This window comes from Blautia hansenii DSM 20583, assembly GCF_002222595.2.
In the GTDB taxonomy this organism is placed as follows: domain Bacteria; phylum Bacillota; class Clostridia; order Lachnospirales; family Lachnospiraceae; genus Blautia; species Blautia hansenii.
This window is the reverse complement of the sequence record NZ_CP022413.2, coordinates 2,962,050-2,984,337: the sequence shown is the minus strand read 5'-3', so window position 1 is coordinate 2,984,337 and position 22,288 is coordinate 2,962,050. Positions and strand designations below refer to the sequence as shown.

14 protein-coding genes and 1 riboswitch are annotated in these 22,288 nt (G+C 38.8%); of the genes, 9 read left to right on the top strand and 5 right to left on the bottom strand.

The features are described 5' to 3' along the window. Nucleotides 1-6 precede the first annotated feature (6 nt). Nucleotides 7-2,469 (top strand): glycogen/starch/alpha-glucan phosphorylase, encoded by a 2,463-nt coding sequence (locus CGC63_RS14870; protein WP_003022011.1) that lies wholly within the window; start codon nucleotides 7-9, stop codon nucleotides 2,467-2,469. A 98-nt stretch (nucleotides 2,470-2,567) separates the two neighbouring features. Here the strand turns inward: CGC63_RS14870 and CGC63_RS14865 are convergent, their stop codons facing one another. Beyond that, nucleotides 2,568-2,972, bottom strand: a complete 405-nt coding sequence (locus tag CGC63_RS14865; RefSeq protein WP_003022014.1) for a hypothetical protein — start codon at nucleotides 2,970-2,972, stop codon at nucleotides 2,568-2,570. A 185-nt stretch (nucleotides 2,973-3,157) separates the two neighbouring features. On the opposite strand from CGC63_RS14865, the gene CGC63_RS14860 reads away from it, so the two are divergent. Further along, nucleotides 3,158-3,910, top strand: coding sequence for a hypothetical protein (locus tag CGC63_RS14860; RefSeq protein ID WP_003022019.1), 753 nt, complete (start codon nucleotides 3,158-3,160; stop codon nucleotides 3,908-3,910). Between the two features lie 82 nt (nucleotides 3,911-3,992). On the opposite strand, the gene CGC63_RS14855 is transcribed toward CGC63_RS14860, so the two are convergent. From CGC63_RS14855 to CGC63_RS14840, 4 genes are all read right to left on the bottom strand, one after another. Further along, entirely contained in the window at nucleotides 3,993-4,541 is a 549-nt protein-coding gene (locus CGC63_RS14855; protein WP_003022022.1) for a hypothetical protein, read from the bottom strand. After that, nucleotides 4,522-5,103: a hypothetical protein gene (locus CGC63_RS14850; RefSeq protein ID WP_003022024.1), complete on the bottom strand. Its 582-nt coding sequence runs from the start codon at nucleotides 5,101-5,103 to the stop codon at nucleotides 4,522-4,524. The genes CGC63_RS14855 and CGC63_RS14850 overlap by 20 nt, the downstream gene beginning before the upstream one ends. 83 nt (nucleotides 5,104-5,186) lie before the next feature. Beyond that, the gene (locus CGC63_RS14845) at nucleotides 5,187-5,747 is read right to left on the bottom strand and encodes a hypothetical protein (RefSeq protein ID WP_003022027.1); all 561 of its coding nucleotides are present in this window, start codon (nucleotides 5,745-5,747) and stop codon (nucleotides 5,187-5,189) included. Beyond that, the gene (locus CGC63_RS14840; protein WP_003022030.1) at nucleotides 5,735-6,298 is read right to left on the bottom strand and encodes a hypothetical protein; all 564 of its coding nucleotides are present in this window, start codon (nucleotides 6,296-6,298) and stop codon (nucleotides 5,735-5,737) included. Before CGC63_RS14840 ends, CGC63_RS14845 begins: the two co-directional genes overlap by 13 nt. Nucleotides 6,299-6,560: 262 nt before the next feature. On the opposite strand from CGC63_RS14840, the gene CGC63_RS14835 reads away from it, so the two are divergent. The 7 genes from CGC63_RS14835 to CGC63_RS14805 all read left to right on the top strand — a co-directional run bounded on the left by CGC63_RS14835 (nucleotide 6,561) and on the right by CGC63_RS14805 (nucleotide 22,253). After that, nucleotides 6,561-10,121: a polysaccharide lyase 8 family protein gene (locus CGC63_RS14835; RefSeq protein ID WP_040351229.1), complete on the top strand. Its 3,561-nt coding sequence runs from the start codon at nucleotides 6,561-6,563 to the stop codon at nucleotides 10,119-10,121. A 35-nt stretch (nucleotides 10,122-10,156) separates the two neighbouring features. Then, nucleotides 10,157-10,290: riboswitch (cobalamin riboswitch) on the top strand. A 221-nt stretch (nucleotides 10,291-10,511) separates the two neighbouring features. After that, the gene (locus CGC63_RS14830; protein WP_003022035.1) at nucleotides 10,512-15,902 is read left to right on the top strand and encodes a DUF4430 domain-containing protein; all 5,391 of its coding nucleotides are present in this window, start codon (nucleotides 10,512-10,514) and stop codon (nucleotides 15,900-15,902) included. 194 nt (nucleotides 15,903-16,096) lie between these two features. Further along, entirely contained in the window at nucleotides 16,097-18,331 is a 2,235-nt protein-coding gene (locus CGC63_RS14825) for a glycoside hydrolase family 95 protein (RefSeq protein ID WP_003022038.1), read from the top strand. Next, entirely contained in the window at nucleotides 18,324-20,327 is a 2,004-nt protein-coding gene (locus CGC63_RS14820) for an alginate lyase family protein (RefSeq protein WP_003022041.1), read from the top strand. Before CGC63_RS14825 ends, CGC63_RS14820 begins: the two co-directional genes overlap by 8 nt. A gap of 18 nt (nucleotides 20,328-20,345) precedes the next feature. Beyond that, complete coding sequence (locus CGC63_RS14815) at nucleotides 20,346-21,227, top strand: response regulator (RefSeq protein ID WP_003022043.1); 882 nt, start codon at nucleotides 20,346-20,348, stop codon at nucleotides 21,225-21,227. Beyond that, on the top strand, nucleotides 21,175-21,939 hold the full coding sequence (locus CGC63_RS14810; RefSeq protein ID WP_009246974.1) for a helix-turn-helix domain-containing protein: 765 nt from the start codon (nucleotides 21,175-21,177) through the stop codon (nucleotides 21,937-21,939). Before CGC63_RS14815 ends, CGC63_RS14810 begins: the two co-directional genes overlap by 53 nt. Further along, nucleotides 21,936-22,253 carry a hypothetical protein gene (locus CGC63_RS14805; RefSeq protein WP_003022048.1) on the top strand — a complete coding sequence of 106 codons (318 nt, stop codon included), beginning with the start codon at nucleotides 21,936-21,938 and terminating at the stop codon, nucleotides 22,251-22,253. The genes CGC63_RS14810 and CGC63_RS14805 overlap by 4 nt, the downstream gene beginning before the upstream one ends. The last annotated feature ends 35 nt before the right edge of the window (nucleotides 22,254-22,288 follow it).

Genomic DNA, 22,288 nt, shown 5'->3' with positions numbered 1-22,288 from the left:
AAGGGAATGTTAGACAATCATTTTAAAAAAGAGGAATTCAAAAAAAGCGTTAAAGAAAATGTAAAAATGCTTTACAGAAAAACAATAGAAGAAGCAACCCAGGAACAAGTTTTTCAGGCGGTTTCTCTTGCTGTAAAGGACGTAATTATTGACAACTGGCTCTTGACACAGAAACAGTATGAGAAGGACGACCCGAAGATTGTTTATTACCTGTCCATGGAGTTTCTCATGGGCAGAGCCCTTGGAAATAACTTAATCAATTTATGTGCTTATGATGAAGTAAAAGAAGCTTTGGACGAGCTTGGATTTGACTTAAATGTAATTGAAGACCAGGAGCCGGACCCGGCTCTTGGAAACGGTGGCTTGGGAAGACTGGCTGCCTGCTTCTTAGACTCTCTGACAACATTGGGATACTGTGCTTATGGCTGTGGTATTCGTTATCATTACGGATTGTTTAAACAGAAAATTGAAGACGGATATCAGGTAGAAGTGCCTGATAACTGGCTGAAAAACGGATATCCGTTTGAGCTTCGCCGTCCGGAATATGCCAAAGAAGTAAAATTCGGTGGTTACGTAAAAGTGGAATACGACCCTGCAACAGGCAGAAATCATTTTATTCAGGAAGGTTACCAGTCTGTACTGGCAGTACCTTATGATATGCCAATCGTAGGATATAACAATAATGTTGTAAACACACTGCGCATCTGGGATGCAGAAGCAATCAATGACTTCCGTCTGGATTTATTTGATAAAGGCGAATATCATAAAGCAGTAGAGCAGGAAAACCTTGCAAAGAACATTGTAGAAGTTCTTTATCCAAACGATAATCATTATGCGGGAAAAGAGCTGCGTTTAAAACAGCAGTATTTCTTTATTTCTGCAAGTATCCAGGAAGCAATCGAGAAGTTTAAGAAGACACACAGCGATTTGCATGATTTACCAAAGAAAGTGGCTTTCCAGTTAAACGATACTCATCCGACTATGACAGTAGCAGAGCTTATGCGTATTTTAGTGGATGAAGAAAACTTAGAATGGGAAGACGCATGGAATATTACAACACAGACTTGTGCTTATACAAACCATACCATTATGTCAGAAGCATTGGAAAAATGGCCGATTGAGCTGTTCTCCAGACTGCTTCCGAGAATTTATCAGATTATCGAAGAAATTAACCGCAGATTTTTACTGGAAATCCAGCAGAAATATCCGGGAAATCAGGAAAAAATCCGCAAAATGGCAATTATTTATGACGGACAGGTAAAAATGGCTCACCTGGCTATTGCCGGAGGTCATTCTGTAAACGGTGTTGCCAGACTGCATACGGAAATCCTGAAAAAACAGGAATTAAAAGATTTCTATGAAATGTATCCTGATAAATTTAACAACAAAACAAACGGTATTACTCAGAGACGTTTCCTGTTACACGGAAACCCACTGCTGGCATCCTGGGTGACAGAGCATATCGGAGCTGGATGGATTACTGATTTATCACAGCTTTCCAAACTGAAAGTATATGCAGATGATAAAAAAGCACAGCAGGAATTCATGAATATTAAATACCAGAATAAGGTACGTCTGGCAAAATATATTCTGGAGCATAACGGAATTGAAGTAAATCCAAATTCTATCTTCGATGTTCAGGTAAAACGTCTGCATGAATACAAACGTCAGTTAATGAATATTCTGCACGTTATGTATCTGTATAACAAGATTAAAGAACATCCGGAAATGCCGTTCTATCCAAGAACTTTCATCTTTGGAGCAAAGGCAGCAGCAGGTTACAGACGTGCAAAACAGACCATTAAGCTGATTAACGCAGTAGCAGATGTGATTAACAATGATAAATCCATCAATGGTAAAATTAAAGTTGTATTTATTGAAAACTATCGTGTATCCAATGCGGAAATGATTTTTGCGGCAGCAGATGTATCTGAGCAGATTTCCACTGCAAGTAAAGAAGCTTCCGGAACAGGAAACATGAAATTCATGCTTAACGGTGCGCCTACAATCGGCACCATGGACGGTGCAAACGTGGAAATCGTGGAAGAAGTAGGAGCAGAAAATGCCTTTATCTTCGGTTTATCTTCTGATGAAGTTATTAACTACGAAAATAACGGCGGTTATGACCCAATGCAGTATTTCAATAATGACCCTGATATCAGAAACGTGCTGATGCAGCTCATTAACGGAACATATTCTAACGGAGATTTCAATATGTTCAGAGAAATCTATGACTCTCTGTTGAACACAAACAGCAGTGACAAGGCAGATACTTACTTTATTCTGGCTGATTTCAAATCTTATGCAGCAGCACAGGAAAAAGTAGAGGAAGCTTATAGAGACGAAGAAAGATGGGCGAAGATGGCGCTCTTGAATACTGCTTGTGCAGGTAAATTTACATCTGACAGAACTATTCAGCAGTATGTAGATGAGATTTGGCATCTGGATAAGGTTGTAATTGGGAAATAATAAATAAGAATTTTGAATATGAGGAGCGGTTGCTTTAAGCATATAGATATTTCGGAAGAATGTTTAAAGCGACAGCTCCGAAATTTTTTCTGCAAAATTTAAGAGGCTGTTAAGGTATTTTTCTTTTCTTTCTTGTATTGATATAGTTCACCTAAGAAAAATCCCAATGTTGATAATGAAACTATGATATATGTGTCTGAACGAAATGCTGTACTAAGGTGCCATGTGTGACCGAAATGATTATATAAAAGGTAGCATGCAAAAAACACTACAAAACAGACTAAAAGAGCATAAAAAATTCTTCCTAAGAATGTTTTAATGCCATTCAGTTTTTGAAAAATTCTTCCGGCAAAAAAATTGATTATACTGCATCCACCTAATACATAAATAAAATAAAGTGTCATAGCTGGTAAAATACTTCCAACTTCTACATAGTAGTGAATACCAATGATAAAAAAAGCATAAACAATGAATGTAAATAATTTCTTTAGATTTTTTCGCATAATTTCCTCTTTCTGTGCATAGCGCTTGCTAAAAGTTAAGGCAATTATATCTCATGTTTACAGAAAGGTGCAAGGTTGTAAATAGAGTTATGAATGGAAAAACAAATATTTTTGTAAGTGCTTCCTTTTTAGCGTACGTGGTATTATAATTATGATAAAATTGTTATAAAAATGAGGGGGATAAAATGGTGAAAAAATCATTACTGCTGGCATTAAATTTGCTGATGATGACTTCTTTACTGGGAGGCTGTACACCTGCAAAAACAGAAGAAACAATTCAGAGTAATAAGAATACGATTGAAAAAGAAAAATTAAACGAGGAAGTGTTACAGGGGAATTCTGTGGAACATGAAACAGAAAACGAGCCTGCTGCCAATTCTATGGAACAAAATGATGAAGAAAGTCATGCGGAAAACCAAGGGGAAGAAGATGCTGTTAGACAGGAGAAAACAGTAGAAGGCTATGTCTTAGATGTGGAAGGAAATACAATTACTGTGGATTTAGAAAATCCTGAAGGAAGAAATTATTCGGAAGAAGGTCTTGACCATGGAGTAAAATTTGATATTACAAATGCAGAAAAAGAAGTTATTCCGACATCAGGTTATTCAGAAGACAGGGAATGCAGAATTAAAACAGGAATAACGGTTTTGATTACTTATTATGAGGAAAATGGAAAAAATATTGTAACAAAAATTTCTACTGATAACGATGAGAAGGAAATTATTGTATATGTTTCTTCTGGAGAAATAGAGGAAATTACTGACAAAACCATGAAAATCCATGTTCGTGAAGGTGATTATAGCGGAGAAAGCTTGGTATTTGATACAACAGAGACTTCAATACCGGAGGAAGCAAGTGTGAATTCTACGGTAACGGTTACATATTATTTAAAAGAAAACACATATTATGCACTTTCTTTTATTTTTGATGATTTGTAGAAAGATATATAACTTAGAAAGGCTGTTGCATTAAGTAAATATTCTTGAATAATGTTTAAAGCAATAGCCTTTATTAGTATAATTAAGCTGTTCTGTCTTTTATCCATTTACATACAATGTCATATTCTTCTTGAACAGAAAAGCTCTTTTGGCAGATAAAAAGAGGAGCTTTTTCTAAGAAGAAAATTATACCGTTTTTACAGATAGTTATCTTTTGGATGTCGGAATAATTGAAGTTTTTTTGGATTTTTTCATGCAAAACAGTTTCTTCGAATACAACATAAGTATCATAAAAGGATATTGACTCTATGTAAGTACCTAAAATTTCTTTCATAAAATTTGTTCTTTTCCAGCATCTGTAAGCGACGATGTAATTATAAAATAGAAATAATAAAAACAGTAGAAATACAATTAAATAGGGAATGCTCATTACTATCAAAATAGATTTTTGTATTTTTCCCTGAGATGTATAAAGTAATTCATTTCCGGCTTTGTAAGTAATATATCCTAATATTAAAAAGAGCAATAAAAAATATATTCTTATACAATTTCCTTTTAAGGTTCGTTTATACCATTTTCTGAATAATTGGGTAAACTCTTTTTTATCATAGTTATAGTTGATTTTTACCATTCTTTGTATACTCCTTGTACCAATTTTTAATTACGTTAAGAGCACTTTTTTCTTTCAGTTGTTTTTTTGTAATGTAAATGTAATCCTGAGATTTCTGTGGTTGTATGATTATTCCATTTCTATAAAAGCGTATTTGTGCCACGTCTGTATAATCTATATGTTGAGCTACTGGTTTTTCTTTTCTATATCCTGATATTTTTAATCCATTTGGTAAAAAGCAAATGTTCTGTGTGTATGTACCGGTTTTATATAAAATTTTACGGGCTGTCCAATATTGCTGATATATTTGCTTTATTTCGAGAAAAACAGCTAAGGATGGAACAACGTATCCAATGCAACAAAATAAAATGACAATTTCTAACAAGAATATACTATCTGAAAAGATTATTTTTCCAAAATCTATATAGGTTATAAAGAGAAAAAGAATAAACGCAACCAAGGAAATTAGTGCAAATATTATCTTCTTCCGAAGAAATATTTGATGATTTTTATAATGTTCCCAAAATATTTTTAGGTATTCATTTAGGTTTTCTTTAACTTCAAATTCGTATTGCTTTTCCATATTTCGTTTCCTTTTGTTAAATTTAGTTGTATAATCTACAAAAATCTATATATGATATGTACGCTTAGAGATTAAGCTCCAGCTTAACAGTCAAAATTTTGCTCAATATATTTTTTACAATTCGTGTATTGCTCTGTATTTGAGAAAAGTTCTTTAGGTAAGAAGATTAAATTGTGTTCACCTTCCATTTCAATAATGATGCCAAAAGGAGATACTTTGATATCTACCGGCTGATTATATAAAATAGTTTCCTGAAAAGGAATATTTAGAAGACTATATTCTATATTCATGCAATCTGGAAAAAAAGAAATACTTTTTATATACGTGCCCATGTCTTTTTTCCATCTTAAAACTTTCCAGTATACTTTTGCAGGTTTATATGGAATTCCGATTAGTATGGAATATGTCTCAACTATGATGAGAAATGCAAGTGTGAGAATAAGAAGAACGCCTGCAGTGTTTTCTAATAAAACATCACGTGAACCCATATACCAATATGCTATAAAAGTTCCTATGGTAAAAATAAATCCTATGAATACTTTGATACGGGCATCCCAGACCTTTTTTTGGCGCTTATACCACCATATAATCAGACGGCGGTATTTTTTAAATTCAAAACAAATCTCCGCGTTTATTTCTTGCATAAATATTTTCTCCTATACCAATTACAAAAATTTTTAAAAACTTTATAATCTGGGAATGCACAATATGATACATATATAATTACAGAATTTTTTATAATAATACCATAAGGACTTATATCCAGTGTGTTTATATCCTGATAATTATATGTAGAAATTACCGGTTCGAAATTTTTATAGTGCTCTATAATGATTTTTTCTTCAGTGAACTGTAAAGAATGGATATAGTAGCCTTTTTTTCTTAAGGTATTTTGGTCTTCCCAATATAAATCGAAGTATAAAGTGGAATGTATCACAACACATAGTAGTGCATAAACGCAGACTATGATAAAAGTGATAAGAAACCATTTCATCCAGTTAATATCAAAAGCGATATAGAGTACAGTAGATAATATAAAGTTGAGAATATTGCCGATAATAAAACATCGGTATTTTATTGTTTTAAACTCTGGAATATGTTTTTTTACATAATGCTTAAAAAGGAGTAGGAAATCCTCCTTTTTGAGTTCCGAAAGGAAAAGTTTTGTATCAAAAGGGAAATTTTCTGTATTCATAGTCTCACCTGTCTAATAATATTATCAATAATTACATCATAACAAACATTATTTGGAAATTCAAATGGCAAATGAATATTATTTTGGTATTTATATCGGATGAAAAAGTAAAAGAAAATAACAGAATATTGAAAAAATAATACTAAAAAATAGAATATCTATAAATAGTAACAGAAAAATTCAAATATTGTATTTATAAAGCAAAGGAGGAATGGTAACTTATAGGAATAAGAATGGAGAACTTTTGAAAGAAGGAGGAAGTATGAAGACAGGTAAAAGAAAAAATCAAAAGTACATAAGCGCAATGTTAATTGCAGCTATGAGTGTGGGAAATGTGACGGGAGTCTTGGCAGAGCCTGTAAATACTGTTGCAGTGAGTAAAGAACAGGGTAGTGAGGTTTTGGAAACAGCCGTGCCAACAGAAAATCAGGAGATTTCTATTGTCAGAGGTGAAAGCTTGCAGTTGGACAAACCGGAAAGCTTCTCCGAGAATGTTACATGGAGTGCAAAATTTTTAAAGAAAGACGGGACTTTCTTACGAAATGCGGGATATTCTAAAATTAAGAGAGAGTTAAAGGAGGGGGAAACAGACGGAACACGTAAGGCAGGAGATGCAAGTGCGGAACATTTATTGAAGGTTGAAGCGGATGAAAACGGAAACGCAGTGATTACAGGAGAGAATAAAGGCAATGTCGTAGTGGTGGCACAGGATGACCAAGGAAAAACAGCACAGTGGAAGGTAGAAATTTTATATCAGTCTCCTTCAAAACTGCCCTCTGCAACGGCAGAAGATTACGGAAAAATTCGTCAGGCATGGAAAGAGTCTTTAATTGGCAAAGATTTAGTATCAGAAGAAGGCGGAGCGGAAGTCTTAGAAGAAATCAATCAGGAGGCAGAAGCGCTTTGGAACGCTTATGTTTATAAGGGACAGGAAGAATGTGGCGGTATTCCTTGGGCAGAGGATGAGGGAGCAAAAGGCAATAAGAATATTCCTTATGAAGACGATGCAGTGGAATTTCGTGTTTCTTTTAAAAAGGTGCTTTCTATGTGTAAAGCTTACGCAGCAGAAGGCGGAGCTCTCTATCAAAATCAGGATATGCTAAAGGATATTACCAATATTTTAGATTTCCTGTGCGGCTCTTGTTATACGGCAAAAAGCCAGACGGATAACTGGTGGACATGGGAAATTGGTATTCCCAAGGATTTAATTCCTGCTTTAATATTGATTTATGACGGACTGACAGAAGAACAGGTTATGGCGTACACAGAAACACTTTACTTTTTCCAGCCTGATCCGTTCCATGAAGGCGTTATCAATACGGCAAGCACCCATGGGCAGGGATATCGTGAGGCGCAGGGAGCGAATATTATTGACTGTTCCACAACGGCAGTGGGACTGGGAGCATTGAGAGAAGATAATGAGCTGGTGTATTTGGGGATGCTGGCATCTTCCCAGACCTTTGTTATTCAAAATGTAGAAGACAGCGCTCAAATTGCAGCGAATGGATACAACAGCGGTTTTTATCCGGACGGTTCTTATCTCGACCATATAAAAGTGCCGTATTTAGGCGCTTATGGGATTGAGTTTATGAAGGGCGGCGCTAAAATTCCGTCTCTCCTTGCTGGAACACCTTGGAAATATCCGGAACAGGTTCAGGACAATCTGGAAAGCTATATTGTGGAAGGCTTTGGAAACGGCATGTATCAGGGAATGATGCTGGATTGTCTGAAAGGGCGTTCTGTATCCAGACCGGCAAGCAGCAATCAGGCAGCAGGACGTGAGGCAATGATGATTATTCTGCAAATTGTAGACTCCTTTAGCCAAGAGGCAAAAGAGACAACGCTTTCTGCTCTGAAAGCTTGGCTGGAAGAAGATGAAGGATTTATTGACAGTTTTGTTGGTGCGGAAAATATGGCAATTAAAAAGAAAGCCAAAGAAATTTTGGAAGACACTTCTATCCAAAGCAATGTAGCACCGATACATAAATCTTACCCCCTTATGGACCGTGCAGTTCACAGAACAGAAGACTATCTTTTTGCATTGTCTATGTATTCGGAACGTATTCAGAACACGGAAATTATGAATGATGAAAATCGTTTTGGATGGCATCAGAATAATGGGATGACTTATATTTATGATGAGGACAAGCAGTATACGGAGAATTATTGGAATACAGTAAATCCGTTAAGACTGCCGGGAACAACGGTAGTTCCTGTAAATATTGGGACAGGGAAACCGGATGGCTCAGGTTTTGCACAGGGCGGAGACTTCTGCTCTAAGGAGAGCTGGGTAGGAGGAACTTCCATAGGAAATTATGGCGTCAGCGGTATGTCATTTTCAGGAGAAACGCAGGGAATTGCAGGAGACGCACCGGTTTCTTATGCGCCGGATTTAAAAGGCAAGAAGTCATGGTTTATGTTTGATGACGAAATTGTCTGCCTTGGAGCAGGAATTACAAATAAAAACATGGAACTTCCGGTGGAAACTACCATTGAGAATAAGAAGTTAAGAAAAGACGGAAGCAATCAGCTTCTTGTCAATGGAGAAAAAACAGAAATACCTGTGAAAGAAGCGAATGTAAAAGAGTTGGTGGAACGTACAGCAGACATATCAGGCACAAGCTTTGAGCAGGTAAATTGGGCACATTTAGAAGGCAATCAGTCTGTGGGAACAGGATATTATTTCCCTGAAGAAAATACAGAAATTCAGGTTCGTCGAGGTCAGACCACAGGCAGTTGGAAAGACGTAGGAACTTTTGAGGGAGAAAGCACAGAAAATTATCTGGAAATGTGGGTAGACCACGGACAGAACCCAGAAAACGCATCTTACAGTTATGTATTGCTTCCCGAAACAAGTGCAGAAGAAACAGAAAATTACGCACAAGCGCCTAAGGTAACCATACTGGAGAACAGCAGTGAGGTTCAGGCAGTGCGCCATGAGACATTAAAAATCACAGGCATAAACTTCTGGCAGGAGCAGGGAGGAAGTATAGACGGAATAACAAGTGATAAGGCTGCGTCTGTTATGCTTCAGGAAACAGAACAGGGAACAGTGAAAGTTTCTGTTTCCGACCCCACAATGAAGAATAAAGGAAATGTTCAGCTTACACTTGAAGAAGAAATAGCAGACTGTATTCAGTTGGATGAAAACGTTACTTGTGAAAAAACAGAAAACGGAGCAGTTTTGACTTTTGCTATGGCAGGAACAAACGGAGCAGCTTCCATGGCAGAGCTTCAGCTTGTGCCGCCTGTAACACCGCAGCCGGAAGAACCGGAGACACCTCAGAAGCCGGAAAATCCGGAAGAACCAAGTACACCGGAAATTCAGGAAACTGATATGCTGGTAAATAAAGAGCATGGTGTCAAATTAACGGGAGAAGGTCTGACATCAGATATGCAGTTATCTGTGGAGAAGCTGGATAAAAAACATGCAGATGTGAAGCTTATGGAAAAGGAAATTTCCAAGAAACAGCAGCTTGACAATCCTATTGAAATTCAGCTTTTAAAAGACGGAAAAGAAATTGCCCTTCCTCATAAGGCAGAGCTTCAGCTTCCTGTATCGGAAAAATATAACGGCAAAGAAGTTGTGGTACTTTCCTGTGACAATGAAAATGTAAAAAAATTAAAAGGAAAGGTAAAAGACGGATTTGTATCCGTAGAAGTAGAGTCTTTAAACAGCTTTGGTACGGTATTGGATAAGGCAGTTTCTTCAGGTGTGGATAAGGTTAAAACAGGAGATGAAACACCGCTTGTAATGCTGTCTGTGATGTTTGTAGTCGGAGGAACGCTGTTTGTTGTATTAAAAAGGAAGAAAAAGGCTTGATATTCTTTTTTGAATTGTGTACTATAAAGGAGTATAAACTGCATATCCATGATGGTCGTTGGAGCTTGCTCCAAGGTTAAAAGGGAAATCGGTGCAAATCCGATACAGTCACCTCTACTGTAATGCTTTTCGGCTAAGTCAGAAAATCTGCCATCAGAGAAATAGATTTCCGGGTTGAGGGAGTTTTATTTGTGTAGAAAAAGATGTGCAGGATAAAATTTCATAGTGAAGATAGATAAGGTTTCTTTACCGGTGTGTAAAGAGACCTTTTTTTGTGAGTTTGTTACATTAAGGGAAAACTAAAAATGTATAAATATTTTGAAATCCTCTTTTATGCGACTGTCTCATAAAAAATGCTCTGTAAGAAAAAATATGTAAAGGAGAAAGAAAATGAAAAAAAGAAGAAATGCAAACCGTGTTCTCAGTCTGCTTCTGGTAATGGCATTGCTTATTACCGGAATGCCTGTATCGGTACATGCCACAGGCGACATGGAGACTCCGGTTGTAGAAGCAGGAGAAATTTTAAGTGGGACGGGGCAGGAAGCTGAAATTTCTGAAACGGAAATTCCCACAGTTATTGAAGCGGGAACAACTTATACGTTGACAGAGGATATTGTGTTTACAGAAGGTCAAACTTTTGAACGCATTGCAGGAACTTTAGATGGAAATGGTCACACCATTACTCTTGCAGATAAGCCTCTGGCAAATGAAGTGACAGGAACGATTCAGAACCTTGGAGTAACCAGTGAAAATGTTATTGTAAGTGACAAAACTTTTGGAAGTATGGCGATTACTTTAAGCGGAACCATTCAGAACTGCTATTCTACGGCTAAAATAAAATTAACTGGGTGGGCAGGAGAAGTAGGAGGTCTTGTAGGAACTTTCCGCTCAGGAGCAGTTAAAAATACGTACTTTGGTGGAAGTATTGACGCTATGATGGCAGGCGGACTTGTTGGAATTCGAGAAACGGAAGAAAGTATTTTATCTAACAGTTATTATGCGACAGATAAAGCTTCGTCAGCTTCGGGACCTGTATCTTGGGGAAAAAAGCCTGAAGACGGAAATAGTTTCAAAAAAACATTAGAGGAATTAAAGTCTGCAGCGCAATTATTAAATAAAGATATTCCGGACACAGGATTTACATGGACTTCTCCATCAGATGGAAGTAATCAAGGGTTACCTGTTTTAAGACAGAGTGGAGGAAATCCAGAACCTGAACAGATAGATAAAACAGCTCTCCAAAATGCTGTAAATGAAGGAAAGCGACTGGAGCAGGACAGATATACTGAAAAAAGTTGGAAAGCATTTTCTGAAGCATTAGATGTAGCAGAACAAGTTTTGCAGAAATCAGATGTAAAGCAGACAGAAATTGAGGAAGCTTTGAAAGCCTTAAATGCGGCAAAAGAACAATTAGAAAAGAAAAAAGTAACAGAACCGGTTGCTCCGCCAAAAGATGAAAACCAGGTTGTTCATATTAAAAAGCAGGCAGATTTGGAGAAAATAGACGCTGAAAAGACAGACGTTTACTATGTTCTTGATAATGATATTACATTAGACAAAAAATATAAGGCGTTTTTTGAATTTAACGCTACCTTTGATGGAAATGGACATACGGTTACTTTTGAAGATACTACATGGTTGTTTCAGAGTGTTGGAGAACAAGGGATTTTACAAAATACACATTTTACCGGTACTTTAGCTTCATGGGCAGAAAGCGGGCCGGCAGGATATGATTTAAAAGGTGCAATTATTAACTGTTATACAGACGTGAAAGGCGATGGAGCCTGTGGATTTGCAAAACGTCTTACAGGCGGCAGATTGATTAATAGTTATTCTATTAGCGAAGGGAAAATAGCTGTTTTATTTAAAGAATATAAAGGAGGTAACTTAATCAATTCCTATTGGTCTGACAGTGGGAAAAATCCAGTACAATTTCCGGCAGAAGCATTAATAAATTCTTCTGCAAAGTCAGAAGATGATATGAAGACGAAGGAATTTGTAGAGCTTTTAAACAAGAATAAGGGTGAGTTTGGCATCGCATGGGGACAAAATAGTACAGGATATCCTTATTTTGGGGAGAATCAGGAATATAATCCCAACAAACCAAATTTTCCGGAAAATAAATATGAAATAGAGTTTGCTTTTGCAGATGGTGTAACAGAGACAATTGAAAATCAGACTTTATATGTATCACCGGATGAGGTAGGTGCTTTTAATCTGGCAGGAACATTTCACTTAAAAGAATTACCGACTACGAGTACAGTGTCATGGAACATAACAGATGTAAAGCCGGACAGGGCCTTATCAATAGGGGCAGATCGAGGTGAACTTCGAGTAGATGCAGAGGGTTCTGCCATTGTATCAGCAACAGAAAGAAAAGCAGATGCATCCACAGAAACAGTTGCTTGGGTAAAAGTAATTGCAAAATCACAGATAATTGAACAAATTAAGCTTTTTATTGATGGAGAGGATGTAACTAACGGTAAAATAAAAGTAGAAGGTTCCGAATGGAAAAATATTCAGGTACAGGCAAAATATCAGGGAAGCGAAGAATTTATTCCGGTACATAGTTCTCGTTTTACTTATGCGCCAAGTGATGGAAAATTGATTTATAACTTAAACTCATCCAGCGAATTTAAGTTCAACAAGCCGGGAACAGCATCTATGACAGTGACCGCAAAGGCAAACCCCGAAATAAAAGCAGAGGTAGAAGCAACTTCTTCCTATGTACCTGTTGAAAGTGTGAAGCCGGCTATTTCGGGAGAAAAAGAAATTCATTCCAGAAATGCCAATGATCCTGACAATTATGCGTTTTTGCCGGATTACAGCGGTGTGATTGTATCACCGGAAAATGCCAGCTATGCGGGTAACTGGACAGTAACCAGCAGCAATCCGTCTGTTGCCGACTATGTAGACAGTATGGTGAAGGGATATGTGCCATATAAAGCGGGTACAGTCACTTATACGGCAAAAATCGAACAGACAAATCCTGAGACAAAGAAAACAAGCGTAGTAAGCGGAACTTCAGAGGTTACTTATAAGTATAAAAATCCATTAACAAAAATAACCATAGATGAAAGCAACCTCCAGATGGAAAACTTCACAGAACAGCTCCTTAACTTAACCTTTGAGGGAGAGCTTTCCAAGGATGGCTGGAGTGTTACCGATCCACAGCTGGAATGGTCTTATGATAAAGCTGGAATTGTAAAGATTGTCCGTAAAGAACAGGGATATTGGAAAAAAGGAAATCCGGAATGGGATAATGCGCCGGATAAAGGCTCTTTTATTACCAGCGACAAGTATTATGTGCAGTCTTTAAAAGAAGGTACTGTAACGGTAACGGGAACCCCGATAGATAAGACAAATAAAGTAGAGCCTATAAAATTCACCGTTACTGTGTCAGGCGGGGAAACACCACAGGTAGATATTGATGCGTTGGTAAACAAAGGATTACAGGGGGCAAAAGAGCATTTTGCATCCAAATATCCGGAAGAAAATTATCAGTATAACAATAACGACTGGATTGTGTATGCACGTCTGCGTGCAGGAGAAACCATTTCACAGGAAAAATTAGATGCTTATTATCAGTCTGTGGCAGACACAGTGAAAAAATGGAGTAAAAAGCAGAAACCCACAGATATGGAGCGTGTGGCATTGTCCTTGTTAATTATGAACAAAGACATTACGGATGTAGACGGTGTAAATCTGGTAGAAATGATTTATAATCATCCGAGCTTAGATATGGGTGCAAATGAGCTGGCATGGGCGCTGCTGGTAACGGATGCAAAAGGAATGGAAATTCCCACAGATGCAAAATGGAACAGAGAGAGTATCATAACTGCACTTTTGAAATTCCAGAATGAAGAAAACGGCGGTTTCGGACTTGTGGATAATCAGACGGTCAGTGTGGATATGACAGCTATGTGCTTGCAGGCGCTGGCTCCGTACAGAAATATAAATGTAAAAGTTCATCAGGCAGTGGAAGCAGGATTAGAATATTTGAAGAATTCCATGTCTGACGCTTATGACTTTGGAACATCTGAAAGTACAGCGCAGGTACTGCTTACTTTGACGAGTTTAGGTATTGATTCTTTAAATTCCGATTTTGGAACTCCTTATAGTAATATGATTACCTGTCTTATGGACAACTATTATTGTGAAACAGAAAAAGGAAATGGTTTCTGCCATGATAAAAGTAATAAAAAGTTAAATGAAATGTCCAGTGTTCAGGTATTTCAGGCATTTACAGCTTATACACAGGTAAAAGCAGGAGAAAAGACTTATTGGGATTTAACAGAAGAAAATCAAAAAACAGAAGTAGAAGAAGTTATTCAGCTTATTGAAAACCTTCCGGCAATGAAAGATTTAACAGTGGAAGATGCAGAAGTTGTGCTTTCCATTCAGGCGTTGTATGAAAGCCTTACAGAAGATGAACAGCAGCTTGTACATAATGCAGAGAAGTTACAGAAAGCTATTGAACGCATTGAGGAATTAAAAACGCTGGGTGAAGAAGTCGGTAAAGTTACTTTAACGATTATGGACGGCTTAAAGAAGGAAGAAAAAATGTTGTCCCTTCTGGAAGAAAACGAAATAAAGGGTATGATGCTTCAGACACAGGCAACGATTTATCAGACGGACTCTATGATGAGCGTAATTGAACGTGCCTGCAAGGAAAATGGCTTTAGTATTTCTATTCGAAACGGAGAATATATTGAAGAAATTGACGGACTTGGCGAATTTGACCGTGGACCGGGCAGCGGCTGGGTAGGTACTTTAAATGACGAATTTACAAAAACCGGTTTTGCGGATTTTACAGTAGAAAACGGCAAGTTAAAAGATAAGGACGTAATTACAGTAGAATATACGGAAAATCTGGGAAAAGACGTAACAGAAAATGCCGAATTATCTACACTGGGAATTACAGACGGTAAATTGTCACCGGAATATGCAAGAGATACTTATGAATATACGCTTTCAGTGGGAGAAAAGGTAAAAGAAATTACATTAAATCCGAAATCTTATAATCGCTATGCGGAAACAGTAATAAAGTCAGCAGATAAGGTTTATGAAAGCGGACAGGCTATTCCTGTGGAAGACGGAACAAAAATTGAAATTGTTTCTAAAAAAACAGTAAGAGGAGAAGACATCAAAACGTATCTTCTTACCATAGAGCAGAAAAAGACTTCACAGCCTGAGCCACAACCGGAACCAAATCCTGAGCCAAATCCAAATCCGGATGAGCAGAAAGAAATTACATTGGTAAATAAAAAGTATGGAGTTTCTTTAAAAGGAAAAGGTCTTGAGCAGGATATGGAGCTTTTGGTAACACCTCTTGATAAAGACAGTGAAGCAGTGAAAGCAATGAGAAAGGAAATTCCTTCTGCAAAATCTGTATTCCGTTTATATGATGTTGTTATCCGACAGAATGGAAAGAACTTAGAGCTTCCTAAGGAAGCAGTGCTGTCTATTCCGGTAGGAGAAAAATATAACGGACAGCAGCTTACTGTATTGCATTACATAGACGGAAAAGTAGAAAAACTGAATGGTAAGAGTGCAGACGATATGGTATCTGTTTCTGTAAAAAGTCTGGGAGGATTTGGAGTAGTGGTAGATACACCTTCAAATTCACAGGGAAATAATCAGAGCGGAAATCAGAGCAATGGCTCAAACGGTGGCGTAAAAACAGGGGATGAGGCACAGCTCATGCTTTGGATGTGCATTGGTGTTATATCCTTAGGAACAATAACAGCTTTGTACAGAAGAAAGAAAAATATAAAATAAAGGAATAAGAAACTGTCGTAGAAAATACAGTCAGGTCATTGTATCTGAGCTATATTTCTACGGCAGTTTTTATTTCACAGGCAAGTATCACCCATGAATGTTGAAAATTACCTATATCATTAAAAATAGGGCAGGGTTACAATAGTTATAAAATAAGGGATAGTATAAGCTTTTATAAAAAATAGGAGACAGAAATGGGAAAAGGTTTTTATTTAACGCACGAGGCAAAAAGCTGGGAACAGGGGCTTCCTGTGGGAAACGGACAACAAGGAGCAGTGCTTTTGGGCGGTGTACAGCAGGAACGGATTGTTTTAAATGAAGAAAGTCTGTGGTACGGAGGAAAAAGAGAGCGAGCCGTAGAAGCAGGCAAGGAAAAGCTGGAAAAGGTGAGAGAACTTTTAGAAAAAGGAGAAGCAAGCAAGGCACAGACCTTATGCAGCAGATGGTTTGTGGGAAATCCCAGATATACCAATCCTTATCATCCGGCGGCAGAGGCAGTTCTTAATTTTGAGCCTTTTGGAAAAGTAAAGGAGTATTTTAGAGGAATTGACTTAGAAAAAGGAGAAGCAGGAGTGAAAATCTGCTTTGACAACTGCAAGACAGTAAGAGAGATTTTTTCTTCTGTTAAGTATCAGGTCACTGCTCTGCGGATGGAAACAGACAAAGAACAGGGCATGAGCTTTTCCTTGGGATTAAACCGCAGACCGTTTGAAGAAAATGCCGAAGTAGAGGACAGAGAAATTTCTTTAAACGGACACAGCGGAGACGGAGTGTGTTATGATGTAAGGTGCAGAGTGGGGAAAACAGATGGAAGAGTCTGTGTAGAAGGTGGATATCTTCTTGTAGAAAGAGCCTCTTATGTGGAAATTTTCTTTTGTGTGCGTACAGATTACGAGAGCAAAGAATGTTTGGACAAGTGCAGCAGACTTTTAAAAGCTGCGGCAAAAGTGGGATTTGAGGAGATTAAGAAGGCGCATATTGAGGAATACGGAAGACTCTATAATAATATGAGACTGGAGATAGAAGGGGCAGAGGAGCTGGCTCAAATTCCGGCGGATGAGCTTTTAAAACGCTGTGAAGAACCAAAGGTTCAGGGCTATTTAATTTGGCTTATGTTTTCCTACGCAAGATATCTTCTTATCAGTAGCTCCTATGGCTGTGCGCTGCCTGCAAATCTTCAGGGGATATGGAACGGCAGCTTTACTCCTCCGTGGGAAAGCGGATATACCATCAATATTAACCTCCAGATGAATTACTGGATGGCAGATAGAGCAGGACTGGGCGTATGCTATGAGTCGTTCTTCAACTTGATAGAAAAGATGCTTCCAAATGGACGAAAAACAGCCAAGAAAGTGTATGCTTGCAGAGGTTTTGTAGCGCATCACAATACAAATTTGTGGGGAGACACGGACATTACAGGGTTGTGGCTTCCTGCATTTCTCTGGCCTATGGGTGGCGCATGGATGGCAAACCAGCTTTATCATCACAGTGAGTTTGAGGAAAATCCGAAGGAAATCAGGGAGCGTGTGCTGCCTGTTATGAAAGAATGTATTTTATTTTTCTATGACTATCTTTATCGGAAATCTGATAAAATGTGGATAAGCGGCCCTACGGTATCACCGGAAAATACCTATCGCCTTTTAGATGGTCAGGAAGCCAGTGTGGCTATGGGCGTTGCCATGGACCATCAGATTATTCGTGAGCTTGCGGAGAATTATCTGGAAGGATGCAGAAGATATAATACAGGTTCGCCGGAATATGAGACAGAAAAAATGGCGCAGGAGATATTAGAACATTTGCCGCCTACCAAGATTGGGAAGTCTGGCAGGATTTTGGAATGGCAGGAGGAATACGAGGAAGTAGAAAAGGGACACCGTCATATTTCTCATTTATATGGGCTGCATCCGGGAAGAGAAATTTCAGAGGATACGCCTGCGCTTTTCGAGGCGGCGAAAAGAACTCTGGAATATCGTTTGGAGCACGGAGGCGGTCATACGGGCTGGAGTAAAGCGTGGATTATGTGCTTTTATGCCCGCTTAAAGGACAAGAAAAAATTTGATGAGCAGATGAGACAATTTCTTGCAAACAGTGTGGATGAAAACCTGTGGGATATTCATCCCCCGTTTCAGATTGACGGAAATTTCGGAATGGCAAAGGCAGTATTGGAAGCATTGGCATCCCGAAGGGGTGATGTGGTAGAGCTTCTTCGGATTATTCCTGAGGGAATGGAGACAGGGATGGTGACAGGTCTGTGTCTGGAAGGAAGGCTGAAGGTGGATTTCGCATGGAAATGTGGAAAACTTACAAAAATTTCTCTTTCTTCGGGGAAAACTCAAACCATAGAGCTGCGTTATTGTGGGATACGAAGGAGCGTTACTCTTTTAGAAAACAGCAGATTAGAGCTAGAAGGAGTGGAAAATTATGAATAAAAAAGAATATTTTGAAAGACAGAAAAACAGATATCAAAAGGGCGAGTTGGAATGGTGTGCAAAGGCGGCGAGAGAATATCGCTCGGAAAACACCGACCAGATTATGCGTATTGCAGATGAGGCTGTGCGCTTAGAGTTTATTTTTGACTTACCCTGGGACATGGAGCGTACCTACGAAAAGGAGACGTTTACATATCCCATTAACTGGACGTATATGCCCACAGATGATCCGGAGTTTATTTATCAGATGAACCGTCATCGTTATTTTATCTGTCTGGGACAGGCTTATGCCATGACAGGAGAGGAAAAGTATGCCAAAGCCTTTGTAGATATGATAACAGACTGGATTACAGGCGTACCTCTGACAGAGGAGAGTAAAAAGGTTACATGGAGAGAAATTGAGGCAGGTATTCGTGGGGAAAACTGGACAAAGAGCATCTTATATTTTGAAAACAGTCCGCTGATTGATGACGCTTTTATGGAAATGTTTACAAAAAGCTTAGAGGAACATGGAGAATATCTTCTTCATGCCAGAAGGGGCTTTCAGATTTCCAGCAACTGGGGTGTTATTGAAAACCACGGTTTGCTGTTTATCGGTCTGGCGCTTAATCAGGAGGAATATGTGGAAACGGCTTTAAAGCGTCTGGAGCAGGAAGGGCAAATTCAGGTATTTTCAGACGGCGTACATTGGGAGCAGTCCTGTATGTATCACAATGAAGTTCTGCACTGCTTTTTAGAGAGCGTTCATATTTTACAGGTATGGGAAAGGGAAATTCCCGAAAAGCTTTTAGAAGTTACCCGCCGTATGGCAATGGCAAATGTGGCATGGAAAAAACCGGATGGCTGTCAGCCTCTTACCGGAGACAGTGACGAAACTTGTCTGGAGGATATGCTGGCTGCTTCTGCTATTATTCTGGCAAAGGAAGGCTGTCAGGAGGCAGAGGCTTTAAAGGGCTGTGCAGGAGAATATCCGGACTATGAGAGTATCTGGGATTTACGTCAAAAAGGAGCAGATATTTACGACAACATCAATGGACAGACGCCGAAGCAGAAGAATTTTATGCTGGAGGAAAGTGGAAATTATTATGTGCGAAGCAGTTGGGAGCGTGACGGAGAATATCTTCACTTCCGAAACGGCTGCCTGGGCGGAGGACACGGACATAATGACAAGCTGCATCTTGATGTGGTCAGCGAAGGCGAGGACGTACTGGTGGATGCAGGAAGATATCAGTATACTTATCACGAAGAAAACAGGATTTGGCTGAAAAGCGCTTATGCACACAACACGATTTTAGTAGACGGACAGGACTTTATGGAATATACAGACGCATGGGGCAGCCAAAACGCTGTGCCTGAGCTTCGATTTGCACCAAAGGAAAAGAACGGATATCTGGTATTGGAGGGTGCACATACAGGATATCTGCAAGGGGGAGCGCAGGTGCTTCTGAATAGAAAAATAGTCGTATTAGAACCGGGGGTTTATGTGGTTGCAGATATGGCGTATACAGGAGAAACACATACATATAGCAGAATTTTCCACTTCAATAATCAGGGACAGCTTGTTTACGAAGACAACAGAATTGTATATAATGGAGAGAAAGCAAAAATGGAACTGGTATTTCCTCAGAAAGACACATCCGTTAAAAAGGTTGAGAGCAAGCTTTCCCGCCATTACAATCTGTGTGAGAAAAACGAAAGTATCTGGGCAGATAGAAAGGGAGAAGGAACAACAGCCATGCTTGCGGTGCTGGCAGGCAGACAGAAGCAGAAGGCAGAGGTGTGTATGCAGCAGGTTTATAATCCTGTACGGGATTGTATGCTGGATGAGAAACAGGCGCAGGGCTTGTATATCCGCACAGATAATCACGAATATCAGTTGATATTCCGATACCGTGATTTGACAGGGCCGCAGGATTTACTTCAGGTGGAGGAGTGTCTGGGAATAGGAAGGCTGTTAATCTGTGCAGATAAAGGAGATACCATTAGTTTCGCATAATATACAGAGGGTGAAAATATGTACAGACTAATGATAGTAGAAGATGAGCAGGCAATCGCACAGGGTATTGCAAACAGCCTGCCGTGGGAAGAGTGGGGCTTTCAGATAAGCAGAGTTTGTTCAAACGGAGAAGAAGCTCTGGAAGCCATCGCTGTGGAATGTCCGGACTTGGTGCTTTCCGATATCCGTATGCCGAAGATGGACGGGCTTGAGCTAATGAAGCGGCTGAATAAAGAATATCCCCATATCAGAATTGTAATTTTAAGCGGTTACAATGATTTTGAATATCTTCAGACTGCAATTCAGAACGGAGTAAGTGAATACTTATTAAAACCTACGGGTATTGATGAATTTGAGGAAGTATTCCGTAAAATGAAAAAGAAGCTGGATGAGGATGTAGAGCGCCGACTTTCTGACGAAGAAGCCAGACAGTTAAGAGAGCAGAAAAGATGTAATGCCTTAATCAAAGGATACGGCTACAACGAAGATGAAATGGAGCAGCTTTTTGAAGGAGAATGTCGTTTCAGCGTTATGTTCTTTTATCTGGAAGACAGTCAGAAAAATGATAGGAATGTCAATTATCATCTGACGGTGCAGGTGTTAAAGGCTTTGCGGGAATATCAACATTTAGATGACATTTCAGGAAAATTCTTTTTGAACTACGAGGAAAGGCTGACAGGAATTTTAATGCTTCCGCCTGATGAAAAAGAGGAAACCTTACGGGAAAAAACAGAGAAATTACTGCAATATGTAAAAGAAAGTACGGGGATTTGCTTGTCCGTGGGCATCAGCAGCTTTTGTGTGGATTATCAGATGCTGCCCCAGTGCTATGAGCAGGCAAAGTGCTGTGTCAGTCAGAAAATTTTTAAAGAGAAAAAAAGATTTGATTATGTATTATGATGAAATTCGAGAAGCAGATTTTGATTATTATACCATTTCCTTTGACGATGCAAAGATTATGGAATATATCTTAAAGCAGGAAAAGGAAAAACTGATGGAAGCCTTGGACAGAACCTTTTCTGTTTTTTACGACAGGGTGATTTCCGATTATGGCTATATTAACCGTCTGTGTCTGGAATTGCTGTTTCACATTTCCAGAAAGCTTCTGCGATGCAGTGTGCAGATGGAAAAGGTTATGAAAGAGCAGGGATGCAGATATTCGGATATTTATAAAAAGGATACGTTGAAGGAAAAAAGAGATTTTCTGTATCTGGTGCTGTCAGAGTCTTCCAAAGCCTGCAAAGAGATGAGGGGAGAGAATAAGAAGCGCAGCAGTCTGGCATCTGCTATTCGGGAAGTCGTAGATTTGGAATTTACCTCCAATAAAATTTCTCTGGAATATATTGCGGGAAAGGTGCATAAAAATACTGCCTATATTTCCAAAATCTTTAAAAGTGAATTTGAATGTAACTTTAGTGAATATGTAACACAAAAGCGAGTGGAGAAGAGCAAGGAGCTTTTGTCTGACCCATCCCTGAAAATCTATGAGATTGCGGAAGCTCTTGGCTGGGCAGACGTATCAAATTACATTAAAGTGTTTAAAAAGAGCTGTGGCATGAGCCCCAATGAATACAGAAACTTTGTAGAAGGTGCGAGGTCAGGAAGGGAATGAAAAAGAAAAAAACAGGAGCGTTAAAGCGGAAAATGCTCTTTGGCATGCTGTTGATTTTAATTCCGGTGCTGGGCGTGGTGACTCTTTTATTCTGGCAGACAAGGTCTGCTTTAAAAGAGGAGTATATTCGCACTGCCCATCATGATTTAAGAGAAGTGAGCCGAAATGTTGATGAGAAGGTAGATGAAGTGTATGCCATGTCCGATGTGTATGCAGGGACAGATGAGTTCGAGGATTATGCGGAAACCATTTACAGCAAAAGGAGCAGTTCTTATAAAAAAGAGCGATTGTCCGTATTCATGAGCAGATATTAGAGCCATTGGACAGGCTGAACCGCCGTGAAAAGCTC